The 19,791-nt window shown below is 70.9% G+C and carries 14 protein-coding genes; 2 read left to right on the top strand and 12 right to left on the bottom strand.

Features of this window, described 5'->3' with window-relative positions; all coding sequences use genetic code 11:
• Nucleotides 1-5: 5 nt before the first annotated feature.
• From serA to ACFUPX_RS05965, 6 genes are all read right to left on the bottom strand, one after another.
• Nucleotides 6-1,610, bottom strand: coding sequence for a phosphoglycerate dehydrogenase (serA, locus tag ACFUPX_RS05990; protein WP_383316686.1), 1,605 nt, complete (start codon nt 1,608-1,610; stop codon nt 6-8).
• A 229-nt stretch (nt 1,611-1,839) separates the two neighbouring features.
• On the bottom strand, nt 1,840-2,838 hold the full coding sequence (ilvC, locus tag ACFUPX_RS05985; protein WP_383316684.1) for a ketol-acid reductoisomerase: 999 nt from the start codon (nt 2,836-2,838) through the stop codon (nt 1,840-1,842).
• 119 nt (nt 2,839-2,957) lie between these two features.
• The gene (gene ilvN / locus ACFUPX_RS05980) at nt 2,958-3,485 is read right to left on the bottom strand and encodes an acetolactate synthase small subunit (RefSeq protein ID WP_383316680.1); all 528 of its coding nucleotides are present in this window, start codon (nt 3,483-3,485) and stop codon (nt 2,958-2,960) included.
• Nucleotides 3,486-3,514: 29 nt separating this feature from the next.
• Nucleotides 3,515-5,362, bottom strand: coding sequence for an acetolactate synthase large subunit (locus ACFUPX_RS05975; protein ID WP_383316677.1), 1,848 nt, complete (start codon nt 5,360-5,362; stop codon nt 3,515-3,517).
• A gap of 234 nt (nt 5,363-5,596) precedes the next feature.
• Nucleotides 5,597-8,473 (bottom strand): putative bifunctional diguanylate cyclase/phosphodiesterase, encoded by a 2,877-nt coding sequence (locus ACFUPX_RS05970; RefSeq protein ID WP_383317010.1) that lies wholly within the window; start codon nt 8,471-8,473, stop codon nt 5,597-5,599.
• A 433-nt stretch (nt 8,474-8,906) separates the two neighbouring features.
• The gene (locus tag ACFUPX_RS05965) at nt 8,907-9,857 is read right to left on the bottom strand and encodes a 2-hydroxyacid dehydrogenase (RefSeq protein ID WP_383316674.1); all 951 of its coding nucleotides are present in this window, start codon (nt 9,855-9,857) and stop codon (nt 8,907-8,909) included.
• 97 nt (nt 9,858-9,954) lie between these two features.
• Here ACFUPX_RS05965 and ACFUPX_RS05960 point away from each other — a divergent pair, with 97 nt between their 5' ends.
• Together ACFUPX_RS05960 and ACFUPX_RS05955 are read left to right on the top strand one after the other, a co-directional pair.
• Nucleotides 9,955-10,947 carry an aldo/keto reductase gene (locus tag ACFUPX_RS05960; protein WP_383316671.1) on the top strand — a complete coding sequence of 331 codons (993 nt, stop codon included), beginning with the start codon at nt 9,955-9,957 and terminating at the stop codon, nt 10,945-10,947.
• A gap of 84 nt (nt 10,948-11,031) precedes the next feature.
• The gene (locus ACFUPX_RS05955; RefSeq protein ID WP_383317007.1) at nt 11,032-12,201 is read left to right on the top strand and encodes a PQQ-dependent sugar dehydrogenase; all 1,170 of its coding nucleotides are present in this window, start codon (nt 11,032-11,034) and stop codon (nt 12,199-12,201) included.
• Between the two features lie 10 nt (nt 12,202-12,211).
• On the opposite strand, the gene ACFUPX_RS05950 is transcribed toward ACFUPX_RS05955, so the two are convergent.
• The 6 genes from ACFUPX_RS05950 to ACFUPX_RS05925 form a co-directional block, all read right to left on the bottom strand.
• Complete coding sequence (locus tag ACFUPX_RS05950) at nt 12,212-12,478, bottom strand: DUF6191 domain-containing protein (RefSeq protein ID WP_383316668.1); 267 nt, start codon at nt 12,476-12,478, stop codon at nt 12,212-12,214.
• Nucleotides 12,479-12,557: 79 nt separating this feature from the next.
• On the bottom strand, nt 12,558-15,683 hold the full coding sequence (locus ACFUPX_RS05945) for an AAA family ATPase (RefSeq protein ID WP_383316666.1): 3,126 nt from the start codon (nt 15,681-15,683) through the stop codon (nt 12,558-12,560).
• Nucleotides 15,684-15,784: 101 nt separating this feature from the next.
• Nucleotides 15,785-15,970 carry a hypothetical protein gene (locus ACFUPX_RS05940; RefSeq protein ID WP_383316663.1) on the bottom strand — a complete coding sequence of 62 codons (186 nt, stop codon included), beginning with the start codon at nt 15,968-15,970 and terminating at the stop codon, nt 15,785-15,787.
• A gap of 209 nt (nt 15,971-16,179) precedes the next feature.
• The gene (locus tag ACFUPX_RS05935; protein ID WP_383316660.1) at nt 16,180-16,800 is read right to left on the bottom strand and encodes a hypothetical protein; all 621 of its coding nucleotides are present in this window, start codon (nt 16,798-16,800) and stop codon (nt 16,180-16,182) included.
• Nucleotides 16,801-16,835: 35 nt separating this feature from the next.
• Complete coding sequence (locus tag ACFUPX_RS05930; protein ID WP_383316657.1) at nt 16,836-17,417, bottom strand: GNAT family N-acetyltransferase; 582 nt, start codon at nt 17,415-17,417, stop codon at nt 16,836-16,838.
• A complete protein-coding gene (locus ACFUPX_RS05925; protein ID WP_383316654.1) occupies nt 17,386-19,641 on the bottom strand; it encodes an MMPL family transporter in 2,256 nt (751 codons plus the stop codon). Before ACFUPX_RS05925 ends, ACFUPX_RS05930 begins: the two co-directional genes overlap by 32 nt.
• Nucleotides 19,642-19,791: the final 150 nt, after the last annotated feature.

The following is a 19,791-nucleotide window of genomic DNA, read 5'->3' as shown; positions in this document are numbered from 1 at the left end:
GAGCCCTAGTCCGTGAGGTTCACCGCACGCGCGGACTCCGCACCGATCTCCTCGGCCAGCTCGTTGAGCACCGACTGCGGCACCGAGTCGTCGACGGTGAGCACGGCGAGCGCCTCGCCGCCCACGTCCGCGCGGGCGACCTGCATGCCACCGATGTTGATGCCCGACTCGCCGAGGACGCGGCCGACCGTGCCGACGACACCGGGGCGGTCCGCGTACCGCAGGACGACCATGTGCTCGGCGAGGGCGAGGTCCACGTCGTACTCGCCGATGGCGACGATCTTCTGGAGGTGCTTGGGACCGGCCAGCGTGCCGGAGACCGAGATCTCCTCGCCGCCGGTCAGCGTGCCGCGCACCGTGACCACGTTGCGGTGGTCCGGGGACTCCGAGCTCGTGGTGAGGCGGACCTCGACGCCACGCTCCTGGGCGAAGAGCGGCGCGTTCACGTAGCTCACGGTCTCGTCGACGACGTCCTCGAACACGCCCTTGAGCGCGGAGAGTTCGAGCACCTTCACGTCGTGCTGGGTGATCTCGCCGTACACCTCGACGTCGAGCCGGGCCGCGACCTCGCCCGCCAGCGCGGTGAAGATCCGGCCGAGCTTCTCGGCGAGCGGCAGACCGGGGCGCACGTCCTCGGCGATGACGCCGCCCTGGACGTTCACGGCGTCCGGGACGAGCTCACCGGCGAGGGCCAGGCGCACCGACTTGGCGACGGAGACACCCGCCTTCTCCTGCGCCTCGTCCGTCGAGGCACCGAGGTGCGGCGTGCAGACGACCTGGTCGAACTGGAAGAGCGGGGAGTCCGTGCAGGGCTCCTTCGCGTACACGTCCAGACCGGCGCCGGCGACGCGGCCTTCCTTCAGCGCCGAGTACAGCGCCTCCTCGTCGACGATCCCGCCGCGCGCGGCGTTCACGATGCGGACGGCGGGCTTGACCTTGTGCAGCGCGTCGTCGCCGATCAGACCGACCGTCTCGGGGGTCTTGGGCAGGTGCACGGTGATGAAGTCCGAGACCTCGAGCAGCTCGTCGAGCGTGAGGACCTTGACGCCCATCTGCGCGGCACGCGCGGGCTGTACGTAGGGGTCGTACGCGACGACCTTCATGCCGAAGGCGCTCATGCGCTGGGCGACCAGGGCGCCGATGCGGCCGAGGCCGACGACACCGAGGGTCTTCTCGGCGAGCTCGACGCCCGTGTACTTGGAGCGCTTCCACTCGCCGGCCTTCAGGGCCTGGCTGCCCTGGGGGATGTTGCGCGCGGTGGCGATGAGCAGGCCACAGGCGAGCTCGGCTGCGGTGACGATGTTCGAGGTGGGTGCGTTCACCACCATGACGCCGGCCTTGGTGGCGGCGGACACGTCCACGTTGTCCAGACCGACGCCCGCGCGGGCGACGACCTTCAGCTTCTTGGCGGCCGCGATGGCCTCGGCGTCGACCTTGGTCGCGGAGCGGACCAGAATCGCGTCGACGTCGGCGATGGCGGGCAGCAGTTCGGCGCGGTCCGCGCCGTTGCACTGACGGATCTCGAAGTCCGGGCCCAAGGCGTCGACAGTGGCGGGCGACAGCTCTTCAGCGATGAGTACGACCGGTTTGCCGTTGGCAGCAGTGCTCACGTGAGTCCTCACAAGTCCAATGCGGACGGCCGTCCCGACGGCCGCATGCGGTGGAGGGTGCTAGCCGCGTGGAAGACGCACGACGCTGTGGGCCTGACGCGAATGTTGACAGCAGTGTAGTGGCGTACCGACGGGTGTCTTACGCCTCGGTGGAAGGATCACCCGTCCGTGGCTGGACGAGGTGGACAACGGGGCCGGGACTGCGGTCCCGGCCCCGTTGCCGCAAGGCTTACGCCTCGTCGTTCACCCACGACATGAGCTTGCGCAGCTCCTTGCCGGTGGTCGCCAGGAGGCTGTTCTCGTCCTGGGTCTTGTACTCGTTGTACTTCTTCAGACCGCCGTGGTACTCGTCCATCCACTGCTTGGCGAAGGTGCCGTCCTGGATCTCGGTCAGGACCTTCTTCATCTCGGCCTTGGTGGCGTCCGTGATGATCCGCGGGCCGGTGACGTAGTCGCCCCACTCGGCGGTCTCGGAGACCGACCAGCGCATCTTCTCCAGGCCGCCCTCGTACATGAGGTCGACGATGAGCTTCAGCTCGTGGAGGCACTCGAAGTACGCGATCTCCGGCTGGTAGCCGGCCTCGGTCAGCGTCTCGAAGCCCGCCTTGACCAGCGCCGCGGTGCCACCGCAGAGCACGGCCTGCTCGCCGAAGAGGTCGGTCTCGGTCTCCTCGGTGAAGGTCGTCTTGATGACGCCCGCACGCGTGCCGCCGATGCCCTTGGCGTACGAGAGGGCCAGCGCGAAGCCGTTGCCGGTCGCGTCCTGCTCGACGGCCGCGATGCACGGGACGCCGCGGCCTTCCTCGTACTGACGGCGGACGAGGTGGCCCGGGCCCTTGGGGGCGACCATGCAGACGTCGACGCCCTCGGGGGCCTTGATGAAGCCGAAGCGGATGTTCAGGCCGTGGCCGAAGAACAGCGCGTCGCCGTCCTTGAGGTTGTCCTTGATGGACTCCTCGTAGACCTGGGCCTGGATGGGGTCCGGGACCAGGATCATGATGACGTCGGCCTCGGCGGTGGCCTCGGCGGGCGTCACCACGCGCAGGCCCTGCTCCTCGGCCTTGGCCTTGGACTTGGAGCCCTCGTGCAGACCGACACGGACGTCGACACCCGAGTCACGGAGCGACAGCGCGTGGGCGTGGCCCTGGCTGCCGTATCCGATGACCGCGACCTTGCGGCCCTGGATGATGGACAGGTCGGCGTCGTCGTCGTAGAACAGCTCGGCCACTGGAAATCTCCTATGTGTGCTGGTGTTGCGACCCACCGTACGGCGGGCGGGTGAGGGAAGTTTTACGGTCTCGGTATGCGGGCGGGCCCGGCGGCCGGATCAGGCCGGTCCGGGCTGCTTCACGCCGAGCGGTCGAGCGCCCGCAGGCTGCGGTCCGTGATGGAGCGGGAGCCGCGGCCGATGGCGATCGTGCCGGACTGGACGAGCTCCTTGATGCCGAAGGGTTCCAGCATCTTGAGCATCGCCTCCAGCTTGTCGCTGGAGCCGGTGGCCTCGATGGTGACCGCCTCGGGCGAGACGTCCACGGTCTTGGCGCGGAACAGCTGGACGATCTCGACGATCTGCGAGCGGGTCTCGTTGTCGGCGCGGACCTTGGCCAGGACCAGTTCGCGCGCCACGGCGCCGGCCGGCTCGAGCTCGACGATCTTCAGGACGTTCACGAGCTTGTTGAGCTGCTTGGTGACCTGTTCGAGCGGCAGTTCCTCGACGTTCACGACGATGGTGATGCGTGAGATGTCGGGGTGCTCGGTGACGCCCACGGCCAGGGAGTCGATGTTGAAGCCGCGGCGGGAGAACAGGGCGGTGATCCGTGCGAGGACACCGGGCTTGTTCTCGACCAGGACGGAGAGCGTGTGCTTGGTGGACATGACTCGTGGTCTCTCTTTCGCTCTCGGTCTCAGTCGTCTTCGTTGTCGCCGAAGTCGGGGCGGACCCCGCGGGCGGCCATGACCTCGTCGTTCGAGGTGCCGGCGGCGACCATCGGCCAGACCTGGGCGTCCTCGTGGACGATGAAGTCGACCACGACGGGGCGGTCGTTGATGGCGTTGGCCTCGGCGATGACCTTGTCGAGGTCCTCGGGGCGCTCACAGCGCAGCGCCACGCAGCCCATGGCCTCCGACAGCTTCACGAAGTCCGGGACGCGGGTGCCCTTGTTGGGGCCGATGTCCTCGGGGCCGCTGTGCAGGACGGTGTTGGAGTAGCGCTGGTTGTAGAACAGCGTCTGCCACTGGCGGACCATGCCGAGGGCGCCGTTGTTGATGATGGCGACCTTGATCGGGATGTTGTTCAGGGCGCAGGTGGTGAGTTCCTGATTGGTCATCTGGAAGCAGCCGTCGCCGTCGATCGCCCAGACCGTGCGGTCGGGCTGTCCGGCCTTGGCGCCCATCGCGGCCGGGACCGCGTACCCCATCGTTCCGGCGCCGCCGGAGTTGAGCCAGGTGGCGGGCTTCTCGTACTGGATGAAGTGGGCGGCCCACATCTGGTGCTGGCCGACGCCCGCGGCGAAGATCGTGTCATCGGGGGCGAGCTGCCCGACGCGCTCGATGACGTGCTGCGGGGAGAGCGAACCGTCCTCGGGCTGGGTGTAGCCGAGGGGGTAGGTGTCGCGCCAGCGGCTGAGGTCGGCCCACCAGGCGGAGTAGTCGCCCTTGGCCCCGGCGGTGTGCTCGGCCTGCACGGCCTGGATCAGGTCGGCGATGACCTCGCGGGCGTCACCGACGATCGGCACGTCGGCGGCGCGGTTCTTGCCGATCTCGGCCGGGTCGATGTCGGCGTGGACGATCTTCGCGAAGGGCGCGAAGCTGTCCAGCTTGCCGGTGACGCGGTCGTCGAAGCGGGCTCCGAGGGCGACGATCAGGTCGGCCTTCTGCAGCGCGGTGACGGCGGTGACCGCTCCGTGCATGCCCGGCATTCCCACGTGCAGCTCGTGACTGTCGGGGAATGCGCCGAGCGCCATCAGTGTGGTGGTGACGGGCGCTCCGGTGAGTTCTGCGAGGACCTTCAGCTCGGCGGTGGCGTGGGCCTTGATGACGCCGCCGCCGACGTAGAGGACGGGCCGCTTGGCGCCGGTGATCAGCTTCGCGGCCTCGCGGATCTGCTTGGCGTGCGGCTTGGTCACCGGGCGGTAGCCGGGCAGGTCCTGGGTGGGCGGCCACTGGAAGGTGGTCTGCGCCTGCAGGGCGTCCTTGGCGATGTCGACGAGGACCGGTCCGGGGCGGCCGGTGGAGGCGATGTGGAAGGCCTCCGCGATCGTCGCCGGGATGTCCTCCGCCTTGGTGACCAGGAAGTTGTGCTTGGTGATCGGCATCGTGATGCCGACGATGTCCGCCTCCTGGAAGGCGTCGGTACCGATGGCCTTGGAGGCCACCTGGCCGGTGATCGCGACCAGCGGGACGGAGTCCATGTGGGCGTCGGCGATCGGCGTGACGAGGTTGGTGGCACCGGGGCCGCTCGTCGCCATGCACACCCCGACCTTGCCGGTGGCCTGCGCGTATCCGGTGGCGGCGTGTCCTGCGCCCTGCTCGTGACGGACCAGGACGTGACGGACGCGGGTGGAGTCCATCATCGGGTCGTACGCGGGAAGGATGGCGCCGCCGGGGATGCCGAATACCGTGTCGGCCCCGACTTCCTCGAGAGAACGAATGAGGGACTTCGCACCCGTGACGTGCTCGACGGGTGCGGACTGCTGTCCTGAGGATCGGGGCCGCGGCTGCGGATGGTGGGCCCCGGTGGCCTGCTCGGTCATCGGCATTCTCTTCTCGAAGCTGAGGGTTTTTGCGGGGTGTTTGCGGGGATTTGGCAGGTGCCGGTGCAACAAAAAACCCCTCGTGCCGTGAGGCAAGCGAGGGGAGCGCGTCGGAGCGGGTACGGGGATTTCCGGTGTTCGGACCGGTGACTCCCAGCTTCAGCCGACGCGCTTTCCAAGTACGAGAATTCGGGTGCGCATGGCATTGACCCTCTCCCCGGCGCACTGTGCCTGTCAAGTAGGTGGGACGGGGGTCTCATTATGTGAGCGGACGAAGGCCTCGACACCTCCCCCGAACGCCAGCGAAGGGGCGCCCACGAAGACCGGCTCCACCGGCCCGTGCGGCACCGGATACTGCCCGAGCGACAGCGCACGGCGCAGGCGGTACTCGTCGAGCGGCCCGGAGAACGCCATGCCCTGTCCGTGCGTGCAGCCCATCGCGCGCAGGGCGATGACCTGCTCCGGGAGATCGACGCCGTCGGCCACGGAGCGCAGCCCCAGATCGGTGGCGATGCGCAGCAGACCGGCCGTGATCTTGTGCAGGCGCGCGGACTCCACGACGCCCTCGACGAGACTGCGGTCCAGTTTCAGTACGTCGACGGGGAGCCGCCGCAGTGCGGTGATGGCGGCATAGCCGCTCCCGAAGCCGTCCAGGGCGATACGGACGCCGAGCCTGCGCAGGGAGGTCAGCCGGCGCTCCAGGTCGTCCAGCGGGACCCGGGGGTCGCTGTCGGCCAGCTCGATGATGAGCGCCCCGGAGGGCAGCCCGTGCCGGGTCAGGAGCGCCTCGATGGAGCCCAGCGGCATGGAGCGGTCCAGGAGGCGGCGCGCGCTGATACGGACGGCGACGGGCGTCGCATGGCCCGTGCGACCGCGCTCAGCGGCCTGCTGGACGGCTTCCTCCAGCATCCAGCGGCCCAGCTCGGCGGTGCGGGCGCTCTCCTGGGCGTCCGAGCTGTCGGCCACGCGCAGGAACTCGGCGGGCGTGAAGAGGATGCCCTGCGCCGAGCGCCAGCGCGCCTGGGCGGCGACGGACGTGACCCGGCCGTCGTCCAGGGAGACCACCGGCTGGTGCAGCAGCGCGAACTCGCCTTCGTGCAGGGCGGTGCGCAGCCGCGTGGCCAGCTCCGCCTTGCGGACGACGTCGGCCTGCATCTGGGGGGCGTACAGCTCGACGCGGCCCTTGCCCGCGGCTTTGGCCCGGTACATCGCCAGGTCCGCGTTGCGCAGCAGCTCTCCCGCTCCGATGCCTGGTTCGGCGAAGGCCACGCCGATGGAAGCCGCCACGCGCACGTCGTTGCCGTCGATCGCGTAGGGCTGGGAGAGGGTGATTCTGAGACGGTCGGCGAGTTCGTAGATGTGCTGCTCGCGTGCGGCCTGGTCGCGGGTGCCGTCGCCCACGATGAGCGCGGCGAATTCGTCGCCGCCAAGCCGGGCCGCGCAGTCCCCGGACCTGACGGCCTCCTGAAGGCGGCGGGCCGCCTGGATCAGGAGCTCGTCCCCTGCTTGATGGCCGATGGTGTCGTTGACCGCCTTGAAGCCGTCCAGGTCGATGAAGAGCACGGCCGTGCCCCGGTCGGTGACTCTGCGGCCGGTGAGCGCCTGGCCGACCCGGCGGGTGAACAGGGCGCGGTTGGGCAGGTCGGTGAGCGGGTCGTGTTCGGCGTTGTGCTGCAACTGCGCCTGGAGGCGGACCCGTTCGGTGACGTCCCGGCAGTTGAAGATGAGGCCGCCCTGGTGGCGGTTGACCGTGGACTCCACGTTCAGCCAGTCGCCGCGGCCGGATTTGAAGCGGCACTCGATGCGGGTCGTGGGCTCTTCGACGGGGTTGGCGGTGAGGAACCGGCGGACTTCGTGGACCACCCGCCCCAGGTCCTCGGGGTGCATGAGCGAGGCGAGTTCGGAGCCCATGAGCTCTTCGGCGTCTCGGCCGTAGACCCCGGAGGCGGCCGGGCTGACGTAGTGGAGTATGCCGTTCGGAGCGGCGATCATGATGACGTCGCTCGAACCCTGGACCAGGGAGCGGAAGTGGTTCTCCTTCTGGGCCAGTTCCTGGGTGAGCGTGATGTTGTCCAGGAGCATGATGCCCTGGCGCACGACCAGGGCGAGCACGACCGTGCCCGCGGTGAAGAGCACCACCTCGTCGACGCTGCGGCCACTGAGCACGTTGTAGAGAATCCCCAACGTGCAGACGGCGGCGGCCAGATACGGCGTGAGCGCGGCCAGCGATCCGGCGATCGGGCGGGTGGCGGCGGCCCGCGCGCCCTTGGGGGCGTCCTCTTGCTCCACGCGTGCGTGCTGCGCGTCGTCCGCCTGCTTCTGCCAGGGGGCCGCCCAGGGTGCGTACGCGAGGAGCAGCGACCCCGCGAACCAGCCCGCGTCCAGCATCTGCCCGGAGCGGTAACTGGCGTGCAGCAGGGGCGAGGTGAACATCGCGTCGCACATGACGGTGAGCGCGAGGGCGCCGATCGCCGTGTTCACCGCGGTGCGGTTGGCGGAGGACCGTCTGAAGTGCAGCGCGAGGACCATGCTGACCAACGCGATGTCGAGCAGCGGATAGGCGAGCGAGAGCGCTGCGTGCGCGACGCTCTGGCCCTCGAACTGCGCCGTGTGCGCGAGCGCCAGGCTCCAGGAGAGCGTGAGCAGCGAGCCGCCGATGAGCCAGGCGTCGAGCGAGAGGCAGACCCAGCCGGCCTTGGTCACCGGGCGCTTGGCCAGCACGAGCAGACCGATGATGGCGGGTGGCGCGAAGCAGAGGAAGAACAGGTCGGCGAGGCCCGGACTCGGCACCGGCTGCTCGAGAACGACCTCGTACCAGCCCCATACGCCGTTGCCCAGGGCCGCCATCGCGGAGGAGAGTGCGAACAGCAGCCACGCGGGTCGAAAGCGGCTTCGGCGGGTTCGTGAGTAGCGGAAACAGGAGACCGCGGCGGTCGCCGCCGCGATGCTCAGGCCGAAGTCACCCATGATCAGGGCGGCGCGGGTCGAACCCCAGCCGAGGGCGGACCCGGTGGCATAGCCGCCGCAGACCACGAGGAGCGCGATCTGCGAGGCCAGGCCCGCGCCGCCGCCGGAGACGGGGCGCCGGGTCAGTGGTGTTCCGGTCGGCATCGACGCCGTCAGACCTCCGCCGCCGTCCAGGGCGGTGGCGGTAGACGGACGGGTGCTCACCGGGCCGCCCTGGTCCGTGCCGCTCCCGTGTCCGTCCGCCTCCCGTGACTGATCGACCCCGGTACTTCGGGTGCGTGACCGTCGCGCCGACTGCGAGCCGGTGCGCGAGAGAGTCGCCGCCGGCGGCCTCGTCGCGTCGGATCGTTCGCCCATTGGCCGTACATCGCCCGTCGCCCCCCTCGCGTCTGATGTCTCGTCCCCGGCGCCGAACGTTCCACGGCGCAGCCCCTGTCGGGACGATACACCAGTCTCGTCACTCAGGGACATAGTCTCTCTACTCTGCGTAACGGCCGGGAGGGTGACGGACACTGGCCGCACACACGCGAGTGCGGAGCGTGCTCGAACGAGCCCTGGGCGACTGCCGCTTGATGCGCTACGGGGTCGTCAGGACGACGTTGCCGAGGGGGTCCCCGGCGACGAATCGGGTCAGTTGCGCGGCGAGCAGGCGCTTGGCCCGGGGCAGGAAGGCGGACGTCGATCCGCCCACGTGCGGGCTGATGAGCACTCCAGGAGCCTGCCACAGGGGATGACCCGCGGGCAGCGGTTCCGGATCGGTCACGTCCAGGGCGGCGGTGATCCGGCCGCTCTCCAGTTCGGCCAGGAGTGCCTTGGTGTCGACGACGGGGCCGCGGGCGACATTCACCAGCAGGGCGCCGTCCTTCATGCGGGCCAGGAAGTCGGCGCTCACCAGGCCACGGGAGGTGTCGGTGAGGGGCGTGGAGAGGATGACCACGTCAAAATCGGGCAGCAGTGCGGGCAGTTCGGTGAGCGGGTGCACGGGGCCGCGCTCCGTGGCACGCGCAGAGCGCGCGACGCGCGCCACCCGCGCGCACTCGAAGGGGGCGAGCCGGTCCTCGATGGCGGAACCGATCGATCCGTAGCCCACGATCAGGACGGACTTGTCGGCGAGCGCCGGATAGAACCCGGAGCGCCAGTCCTCCTGCCGCTGCCCTTCGACGAACCGGGGGATGCCGCGCAAGGAGGCCAGGATCAGGGCGAGCGTCAGCTCGGCGGTGCTGGCCTCGTGCACCCCCTTGGCGTTGCACAACTGCACGCCGGGCGAGAGGGACTTGAGCCCGGACCGCATCTGGTCGACGCCCGCGGAGAGTGTCTGCACGGCGCGTACGGATGTCATCTCGGGCAGCGGCCGTACGGCGATCTCCGGCCCCTTCAGGTAGGGCACCACGTAGAACGCGCAGTCGGCCGGGTCAGCGGGGAAGTCCGGGCCGCCGTCCCAGAAGCGGTAGTTGATCCCGGCGTCGGCCGCTCCGGGCAGGCCTTCGATCTCGTCCGCGGCAAAGGGGAGCCACACATCGGTCGTCATGGTCAGGAGGCTAATGCGCGCAGGCCGCACGCCACGTGGGGGGAGGCAGGCGTTACGTTGGGGGCCGCTCGGACATGAGGTGGGAGGGCACGGCCAGGTGGACCGCAGGACGATCGGCGCGACAGCGCTCGAGGTGGGTGCGGTCGGGCTCGGCTGCATGCCGATGAGCTGGGCGTACACCGGCTCGCGGCAGCGGGGCGAGGATTCGCTGCGCACCGTGCACGCCGCGCTCGACCGGGGCTCGACCCTGCTGGACACGGCGGACATGTACGGGCCGTTCACCAATGAGCTCCTCGTGGGGCGGGCGCTCAAGGAGCGGCGGGCCGAGGCCTTCGTGTCCACGAAGTGCGGGCTCTTGGTGGGCGAGCAGCACATCGTCGCCAACGGCCGCCCCGGCTATGTGAAGCGGGCCTGCGACGCGTCGCTGCGGCGGCTGCAGACCGAGACGATCGACCTGTACCAACTGCACCGCCCCGATCCCGAGGTGCCCGTGGAGGAGACCTGGGGCGCGATGGCCGAGCTCGTCGCCGCGGGGAAGGTGCGGGCCCTCGGGCTGTGCGCGGTGGGGGCGCGTGCCTCGCGGCGCGAGGGCAGGGGGCTGCACGAGGGAACGATCCGGCAGCTCGAGCGGGTCCAGCAGGTCTTCCCGGTCGGCGCGGTGGAGGCCGAGCTCTCGGTGTGGTCGCGCGAGGCGCTGGAGACGCTGCTGCCGTGGTGCGCGGCGCGTGGGGTGGGCTTTCTGGCGGCGATGCCGCTGGGGAACGGTTTCCTCACCGGGACGCTGACGCCGGGGCAGGGCTTCGAGCCGGACGACGTGCGGGCCCGGCATCCCCGCTTCACCGCCGAGATGATGGCCGCCAACCAGCCGCTCGTGGTGGGCCTGCGCCGGGTGGCCGAGCGGCACGGGGCGACCGCGGCGCAGGTGGCGCTGGCGTGGGTGCTCGCGCAGGGCCGCGACGTGGTGCCGATCCCGGGGGCCAAGCGGGAGCGCTGGGCGGTGCAGAACGCCGGGGCGGCGGCGCTGCGGCTCAGCGGTGCGGACCTGGCGGAGATCGCGGCGCTGCCTTCGGCGATGGGCTCGTGGGACTGACGTCCGCGGGTCGGCGGAGCCGGGTTGGGAACCTGTGGGGACCGAGCGGTGTATGAACAGTAGAAGCGCTGCGTCGAAGGGAACCTGATCGTGCAACGACCTGCTGTCACAGCCGCATTGGCTGCCGCTGCCCTGGTGCTCACGGCCGGTTGTTCGTCCGGGGGCTCAGACGCGCCGGACAACGGAAAGAGCGCCGAGTCGAGCCCCGCGTCGGACAGGACGTCGACGGGAAAGCCGCGCGCCGGCGCCGCCCCGCCCGAAAAGGGGTCGGCGACGGTCACCAAGACACTCACCGAGAACCTGAAGTCACCGTGGGGCCTGGCTCCGCTCCCCGGCGGGGATCTGCTGGTGTCCTCCCGCGACGAGGGGACCATCACCCGTGTCGACGGGGAGACGGGCAAGAAGACCGACCTCGGCTCGGTCCCCGGCGTCTCCCCCGCGGGCGAGGGCGGCCTGATGGGCTTGGCGCTCTCTCCTTCGTACGCGTCGGACCACATGATCTACGCGTACTTCACCACCGAGTCGGACAACCGCATCGCCCGGTTGCTGTACGACGAGAAGAAGCCCTCCGGCCAGCAGCTCGGCGCGCCCGACACGGTCTTCAAGGGCATCCCCAAGGGCGTCGTCCACAACGGCGGCCGGATCGCCTTCGGCCCGGACAAGATGCTGTACGCGGGCACGGGCGAGACGGGCGACACGGGCCTGGCCCAGGACAAGAAGTCGCTCGGCGGCAAGATCCTGCGGCTGACCGCGGACGGCGACCCGGCCCCCGGCAACCCCTTCGACGACTCCCCCGTCTATTCGCTCGGCCACCGCAATGTGCAGGGCCTTGCCTGGGACGAGGAGAAGCGGCTCTGGGCGGCGGAGTTCGGCCAGGACACCTGGGACGAACTGAACGAGATCAAGGCCGGCGACAACTACGGCTGGCCGGAGGTGGAGGGCAAGGGCGACGAGGACGGCTTCCACGACCCGGTGGCCCAGTGGAAGACCTCTGAGGCCTCTCCCAGCGGTATCGCCTATGCGGAGGGCTCGGTCTGGATGGCGGGCCTGCGCGGTGAGCGGCTGTGGCGCATTCCGGTCCGCGGCGTGGAGGGCACCGTGGAGCCCCAGTCTTTCCTGGAGGGCGAGCACGGCCGCTTGCGCACGGTGGTCGCGGCGGGCGGCGACAAGCTGTGGCTGGTGACGAACGAGACGGATTCCCGGGGCACCCCGGAGAAGGGGGACGACAAGATCCTGGAGGTGACGGTGAAGTAGGGCCAGAGGGCTACTTCTCGAGCGAGGGCGAGGGGTCGGGCTCGGGCTCGGGGTCCGGCTCAGCCTCGGCGTCGGTAGCAGCGTCCACCGCGGAGTCCGGCCCTGGATCCGGATCCGCCTGCTGCGGCACCCTCACCACCACCTTGCCGGAGGTCAGGTCTATCGGGCCGCGGCCCGGGTCACCGTCGGCCACGTCGGTCCGGCTCAGCTCCAGCCGCTTCTGCTCGTCGTCCGTGTGCTTGCGGCCGGGCTGGAAAAGCTCGATCGGGTTGAACACTGCGCCTCCTGGCGGCCGGGTTCCTCCTACCAGCGTAAGCGAGCCGCCCCGGAACCCATCGGGGCCGGGAAAGCGCAGGTCAGCCAGCGGATTGTGCCCGTTCCGCGGGGAACAGGCGCAGGCGGTGGGCCAGGGCCGCAGCCTCGCCACGGCCCGCGACGCCCAGCTTGGCGAGGATGTTGGAGACGTGGACGCTCGCCGTCTTCGGGGAGATGAAGAGCTCCTCGGCGATCTGGCGGTTGCTGAGGCCGGCAGCGACGCGGCGGAGCACGTCCCGCTCCCGGCTGGTCAGGCCGAGCGCCTCGGCGGGGTCGACCGGGGTGAGGTGGCCGACAGCGGTTCCGTGGCCGTGATCGTGGCCGTTCAGGGTGAGGCGGGCCCGCTGGGCGAGCCCCGAGACGGACTCGGCGAGCGGCCGGGCCCCCAGGCGCTCGGCGACCTCGCGGGCCTGGCGCAGCAGTACGGCGGCTCGCTCGCGGTCCGCCTCGGTGCTCGCCCCGGCGGAGGTCGCGGAGGCGAGGAGGGACTCGGCCAGGCGCAGGCGGGTGCGGGCGAGGTCGTAGGGGCGGTCGAGGGGTTCGAACGCGGTGACCGTGGCGGACCAGTCGGCGGGGGTGTCGCGGTCCTCGGCGCGCAGGAGTTCGGCGCGTACCCACTGCTCGTGGGCGGCCCAGACCGGCACGGGCGAGGGGAGATTCCTGGCGGCCCGCCGAATGGTGTCGATGGCTTCGGTCCGCCCCGGCTCGGCGGCGGGCAGGCCGCGCGTATCGGCCTCCGAGGTGGCGGCGGCGAGCAGCAGGGGCCAGGTGTAGCGCTGGGTGCCGGGCGGGAAGCCCTTGGCCAGGGCCTGTTCGAGTTCGGCGCGCGCCGCGGCGACACCGGCCGCGCGGTCGGGGTCGCCCGCCGCGATGCCGAGGGCGGCGGTGACCATGGGGAGGGAGTACTGCGGCATGAGGGCGTGGTGCGCGCCGTAGTGGCCGCGGGCCAGGGCCAGTTGGGCGGCGGCTTCGGTGATGTCGCCGCGGCCGACGGCTATGCAGGCGAGCCGCAGGGCCGCGCCGCCCCGCGGTTTGACGCTGAGCGCGCCGCGGCGGGCCGCCTCCGACGCGGCGACCGCCTCGTCCCAGCGGCCGAGCGAGTCGAGGGTCTCCGCCTTGTTGACCTGGACCCAGCTCTCGGTGTCCGTGAGGCCGTACTTCCGGCAGAGCGCGAGGCCCTGGTCGCCGACCTCCAGGGATTCCAGGGAGCGGCCCACGCCTTCCAGGACGGACGGCAGATTGACGTGGATGTGCGGGATGCGGGAGACCAGGCCGGGCGGCGCGACGCACCGGTCCCTGACCGCGTACATCTCCGCGAACCCCTGCTCGACGTCGCCCGCGTCGACCAGGAGGCCGCCGAGGATGAGCCGCGCGTTGAGTTCGGTCTCCTCGGCCTTGACCATCCGGGCGTACTCGACGGCCCGTTGGGCCGCCGCCAGGGTTTCCTCGCCCGGGTTGTGCAGCATGCCCCAGGAGGCGACGTTGGTGAGCACCTCGGCGTGCACCTCGGACGGCGGGAGGCCGCGGACCAGTTCCTGCGCGGTGGCGATCTCCGCCCAGCCGTCGCCGCGGCCGAGCGTCGAGGTGAGCCGGGAGCGCTGGATCCAGAACCAGGCGGCGCGCACGGGGTCCTGCTCGTCCTCCAGGAGCCGCAGGGCGCGCTTGGTGATCTTCAGGGCGCGTTCCCGTTCCCCGCAGAGGCGTCCGGCGACGGCGGCCTCCGCCATGAGGTCGAGGTAGCGCAGGGGGGTGGTCTCGGGGTCGCAGCCGCAGGGCGGATAGACCTCGGCGTGGTCGACGGGGCGCAGCCCGAGGCGGATGTCCTCGGGAGCGTCGTCCCACAGCTCCATCGCGCGTTCGAGGAGGCGCAGTTGCTCGGAGTAGGCGTAGCGGCGGCGGGCTTCGACGGAGGCCCACAGGACGGCGGGCAGGGCCTTCGCCGCGTCGTGCGCGTGGTACCAGTAGCTGGCGAGGCGGGTGGCGCGCTGGTCGGCTGCGACGAGTGAGGGGTCGGCTTCGAGGGCGGTGGCGAATCGGCGGCTGATCCGGGAGCGCTCACCGGGCAGCAGATCGTCGCCGACGGCCTCGCGCACCAGGGAGTGCCGGAAGCGGTAGCCGTCGCCGTCGGGCGACGGCAGCAGGATGTTGGCGCCGACGGCGGCCCGCAGCGCCTCGATCAGGTCGTCCTCCGCGAGCCCGGCGACCGCGGCGAGCAGCGGGTACTCGACGGTCGAGCCGCCCTCGGCGACGATCCTGGCCACCCGCTGGGTGTCCTCGGGCAGTTCCTCGACGCGTACGAGAAGGAGATCGCGCAGGGAGTCGGTGAGGCTCGCGCAGCTGCCGCCGTGCGTGGCGACGGCGAGTTCCTCGACGAAGAAGGCGTTGCCGTCCGAGCGGTCGAAGATGTCGTCCACCAGGGTCTGCGCGGGCTCGGCGCTGAGGATGCCCGCCATCTGCCGGGCGACCTCGACCTTGCTGAAGCGGGCGAGCTCGATGCGCCGCACCGTGCGCAGCCGGTCCAGTTCGGCCAGGAGCGGGCGCAGCGGGTGGCGGCGGTGGATGTCGTCGGCGCGGTAGGTGGCGATGACGACGAGGCTGCCGCTGCGCAGCGTGCGGAAGAGGTAGGCGAGGAGGTGCCTGGTCGAGGCGTCGGCCCAGTGCAGGTCCTCCAGGGCGATGACCACCGGGCGGTCGGTGGCGAGCCGCTCCAGGAGGCGGGCCGTCAGCTCGAAGAGGCGTGCCATGCCTTCTTCGTCGTGCTGGGCGTCGGTGCCCCGGCGGCGCTGCGGGGCCTCGCCCAGTTCGGGCAGGAGCCGGGCGAGCTCGCCCTCCTGGTCGGCGGCAGCGGCGTCCACCTCGGCCGGGAGCTGGCGGCGCAGGGAGCGCAGGGCGCTGGAGAAGGGGGCGAAGGGGAGGCCGTCCGCGCCGATCTCGACGCAGCCGCCGAGCGCGACGACGGCGCCTTCGGCACGGGCCGCCGCGGTGAACTCCTCGATGAGGCGGGTCTTGCCGACGCCCGCCTCACCGCCGAGCAGCAATGCCTGCGGCTCGCCCGTGCCGGGGGTCGTCCCCTTGGCACGGGCGAGCGCGTCGTTCAGAACGCCCAGCTCATCGGCGCGGCCGACGAACACGGGGCTTACGGACCTGGTCTCCACAGCGGTGAGCATCGCACAGGGTGCGGGCGTCGTGGCAGCGGATATCTTGCGCGGTCCGGCAGGGGCTCCGGAGGCCGCCGCGGCGGACGCTCCTGAGGGTGTCCCCGCGATCATCACGCGGCCCGTGTGAAGCGGACCTTCCGCAGGGTCGTACTCACCCGCCCCTCGGTGTCGTGGCGGGGCGAGCGGCGCTCGGCGCGGGCCGCCTTGGCCGCACGGGCCTCGCGCAGGAGGCGGCGGTGGTCGGCCTCGCGGGTGAGGTCGGCGGCGCGCAGCTGGTGCATTTCGTACTCGAACATGAGAACTCCCTGGCTTCTGACTTCGGTTTCCGGCTGTTTCGCAGTTCGCGGTCCGCGTCCTGCGATGCCTTTACTTTCGTCTGCCAGGGGGGTTCGGCACATCGGGAGAGTGCCGCATCTTGAGGGGGTGGGGGGCCTTAGGAGAGCGAGAGGGCGCCTTAGGACGCTCTGCGCGTCCTAAGGCGCCCTGAGGCACCGCTCCGCTGCCATCAGCTCGTCGACGGCAGTCCGTAGATCAGGTCCGAGTACTTGGCGATGGCGAGCAGCAGGCCGATGACGCCCAGGGCGACACCCGCCCAGGCCACCGACTTGATCCACGGGGCCTGCACCTGGTCGGGCGAGCCGAACGCGGGCCGCACCAGGACGACGATCCCGACGACCAGCGCGGCGACCGCGAAGGCTCCGGCGATCAGCGCCGTGACCTGCCAGGAGTCGCCGTACAGGGCCTGGATCTGGTCGGCGACGCTCGCCGACTGCTTGGTCTCGAGCTGCCCGACGATGTTCGAGCGTGCCGCGGCGACCGTGCCGAGCCAGCCGCCGGACAGGCCGATCACACCGAGAGCGGCGGAGACGACGGCCGCGGCGCCCTGGAAGACGCCGGCGGACCTGGCCGGAGCGACCTCTTCGACCACGACGAGGTCATCGATGTCGGCGTCGTCGTCGACGTCATCGACCTCGGCGGCGTCATCGGTCGTCGCGGTCTTGTCGACCTTGACGGCGTCCGCCTTGGTCACGTCGGCCTTGGTCGCGTCCTTGGTGTCCGCGGCCTCCGGCTCGGCGGGCTTTGCGGCCGCCTCGGCCGCGATCTCGTCCTGTGTCTTAGTTCCCATGCTCCGCACCGTACGGACGGAGTCTGAGAGCTTTCTTAACGAGCCGCCGAGCCCTCCGCGCGGTCCGCGTCCCGCGTCTTTCGCCACTGGGGCGCGAGCACCGACCACACCTCCATGTCGTGCCGCACGCCCTGCCAGACGAAGCTCTCCCGCAGCACTCCGTCCCTGGTCATTCCGAGCCGCTCGGCCACCGCGATACTGCGGTCGTTCGCCGAGGAGGCCAGCCATTCCACGCGGTGCATGCCGCGCGTGTCGACCGCCCAGTCGATGACGACCCGGCTCGCCTTGGTGATCAGTCCGCGCCCGGCGGCCGAGGGTTCGAGCCAGACGCCGACCTCGCAGCTCTCGTTGGCCGTGTCGAAGATCCGGAAGAGCACTCCGCCGACGAGCGTGCCGTCCAGCCAGATGCCGTACAGCCGCCCGGTGTCCGCCGCCTGCCGGTCGGCGAACGACTGGAGCCTCTCCCGGGCCGATTCGAGGTCCGTCGTCAGCGCGGTCAGGGGCACCCACGGGCCCGCGTACTCCCGCGCCCGGTCGACGTGCGTGAGGAACTCCTGCGCCTGCCACGGCTCGATGGGCCTCAGCTCAGCGCCCTCGCCCAGCGATATCGCGAACATCCCGCTCCTTGGGTCCGTCGTGTGTTCCGTCCTGCATCACGGGGATCCTCGCACCCACGACGGCGGGATTCGAACGACATTCCGGCGGCTCGATGCTGATGCGCGGCAGCCAGCGGTCGACGCGGCGCGGCAGCCACCAGTTGGCGCCGCCCAGCATGTGCATCAGGGCGGGCACCAGCAACGTACGCAGGACGAACGCGTCGAGCGCGACCGCCGCCGCGAGGCCGATGCCGAACATCGCGATGACCCGGTCGCCGCTCAGGACGAAGGCGAGGAAGACCGAAATCATGATCACGGCCGCGGAGTTGATCACGCGGCTCGTCTCGGCGAGGCCGACGCGGACGGCCCGCCGGTTGTCGCCGGTCTCCAGCCACTCCTCGTACATCCGGCTGACCAGGAAGACCTGGTAGTCCATGGAGAGCCCGAAGAGGACGGACACCATGATCACGGGCAGGAAGGGCTCGATCGGTCCGGCCGAACCGAGGCCGAGCAGCTCGCTCCCCCAGCCCCACTGGAAGATCGCGACGACGACCCCGAAGGCGGATGCCACCGCCGCCACGTTCATCGCGGCGGCCTTCAGCGGGATGCCGATGGACCGGAAGGCGAGAAGGAGCAGGACGCAGCCGAGGCCGATGACCACGCCCACGAAGAGCGGCAGTTTGCCGACGATGATCTCCGCGAAGTCGTCGTAGCTCGCGGTGACTCCGCCGACCTGGAGGTCCAGGGAGGTGTCGGCCTCGGCCCTGGGGAGCACGTCGTCGCGCAGCCGGTCGACGAGTTCGCTGGTCCGCTGGGACTGGGGGGACGAGTCCGGTACGACGGTGACGTAGGCGGCGGTGCCGTCGGCGTCGTACGTGACGGGGCCGACGGAGGCCACGCCCTTGGTCGCTTCGAGCGCGGGCCCCAGGTTGGCGAGGGCGAGCCGGTCGCCCGCGCCTTCGACGTCCGTGACGAGGGTGAGCGGTCCGTTCACGCCGGGCCCGAAGCCGTCCGCAAGCAGGTCGTAGGCCTGGCGTGTGGTGGACGACGCCGGGTTGTTGCCCTGGTCGGACGTGCCCAGGTGCAGGGAGAACGTGGGCAGGGCAAGGAGCGCCATCACGGCGACGGCGACACCGCCGAGCAGCTTGGGGTGCCGCTCGACGAAGGCGGACCAGCGGGCGGCCAGACCGGTGGGCACCTCGGGGGCGGGCCCGTGCTCGGCGAGGCCGCGCCGTTCGCGGCGGCTGAGCGCGCGCGGTCCGATCCAGGACAGGAGGGCGGGCAGCAGCGTCACCGAGGCGGCGACCGTCAGGAGCACGGTCAGCGAGCCCGCGATCGCGACGCCGCCCAGGAAGTTGAGCCGCAGGACAAGCATGCCGAGCAGGGCGATGCACACGGTGGCGCCGGCGAAGACGACCGCGCGTCCGGTGGTGGCGACCGCGCGTTCCGCGGCGACGGTCACCGGCAGGCCCTGCTTGAGGCCCTTGCGGTGTCTGGTCACGATGAACAGGGCGTAGTCGATGCCGACGCCGAGCCCGATCAGGGTGCCCAGCATCGGCGCGAAGTCCGCCACGGTCATGACGTGACCGAGGAGCACGATGCCCGCGTACGCCGTGCCGACCGACACGAGGGCCGTGGCGATGGGCAGTGCGGAGGCGGCGAGCGAGCCGAAGGCGAGGAAGAGCACGACGGCGGCGACGGCGACCCCGACGATCTCGGCGGTCTGCGCGCTCTTGGACTCGGTGAGGCCGACGGCGCTGCCGCCGAGCTCGACGTCCAGGCTGTCCGAATCGGCGGCCTTCGCGGTGTCCACGAGGGCCTGTGCGTCCGCCTTGTCGATGGCGTCGGCCTGCTCGTGGAAGGTGACGGTCGCGTACGCGATGCGGGCGTCGTCGCTGATCTGGGCGGACCCGCGCTCCCCGTAGGGACTGCTGACGGAGGCGACCGCGGGCATCGCCTCGATTCTGTCGAGGGCGCCGGTCATCGTCTGCTCGACGTCGGCGGCGCGCACCGTCGTGCCCGCTTCGGTCCGCCAGACGACGGTGTCGCTGTCGCCGCCGAGTCCTTCGAAGCCCTCGTTCAGGAGCTGGGTCGCGCGGCCGGACTCGGTGCCGGGCACTTCGTAGTCGTTCGAGTACGCGGATCCGGTGAGGGCCGCGGCGCTAGCGGCGCCGCCGAGGGCGGCCAGCCAGAGCAGAATCACCAGGAGACGGTGGGTCACACACCACCGTGCGAGTGCTGCCACAGACCGGCTCCCTGATGTGGTTCGTGGATCTTTATCGGGAACAGTCTTGAATGACCTGTACGGCCCGCAAAGAACGCTGAAGCGATGACATAAGCGCCAGAGGTACTTTGGCAGGAGCTGGAGATCGTTGGTCCGGTTCGTGGGCTTCCT

Origin of the sequence: Streptomyces sp. NPDC057302 (genome assembly GCF_042667685.1) — a bacterium.
GTDB lineage: Bacteria > Actinomycetota > Actinomycetes > Streptomycetales > Streptomycetaceae > Streptomyces.
This window is presented reverse-complemented; position numbering and strand designations above follow the sequence as displayed.

Bases quoted from the DNA above. Each gene is read 5' to 3' on its own strand.
- ilvN (WP_383316680.1), bottom strand. From the start codon at position 3,485: ATGTCCACCAAGCACACGCTCTCCGTCCTGGTCGAGAACAAGCCCGGT.
- ACFUPX_RS05975 (WP_383316677.1), bottom strand. From the start codon at position 5,362: ATGACCGAGCAGGCCACCGGGGCCCACCATCCGCAGCCGCGGCCCCGA.
- ACFUPX_RS05970 (WP_383317010.1), bottom strand. From the start codon at position 8,473: ATGCCGACCGGAACACCACTGACCCGGCGCCCCGTCTCCGGCGGCGGC.
- ACFUPX_RS05965 (WP_383316674.1), bottom strand. From the start codon at position 9,857: ATGACGACCGATGTGTGGCTCCCCTTTGCCGCGGACGAGATCGAAGGC.
- ACFUPX_RS05945 (WP_383316666.1), bottom strand. From the start codon at position 15,683: ATGCTCACCGCTGTGGAGACCAGGTCCGTAAGCCCCGTGTTCGTCGGC.
- ACFUPX_RS05940 (WP_383316663.1), bottom strand. From the start codon at position 15,970: ATGTTCGAGTACGAAATGCACCAGCTGCGCGCCGCCGACCTCACCCGC.
- ACFUPX_RS05935 (WP_383316660.1), bottom strand. From the start codon at position 16,800: ATGGGAACTAAGACACAGGACGAGATCGCGGCCGAGGCGGCCGCAAAG.
- ACFUPX_RS05930 (WP_383316657.1), bottom strand. From the start codon at position 17,417: ATGTTCGCGATATCGCTGGGCGAGGGCGCTGAGCTGAGGCCCATCGAG.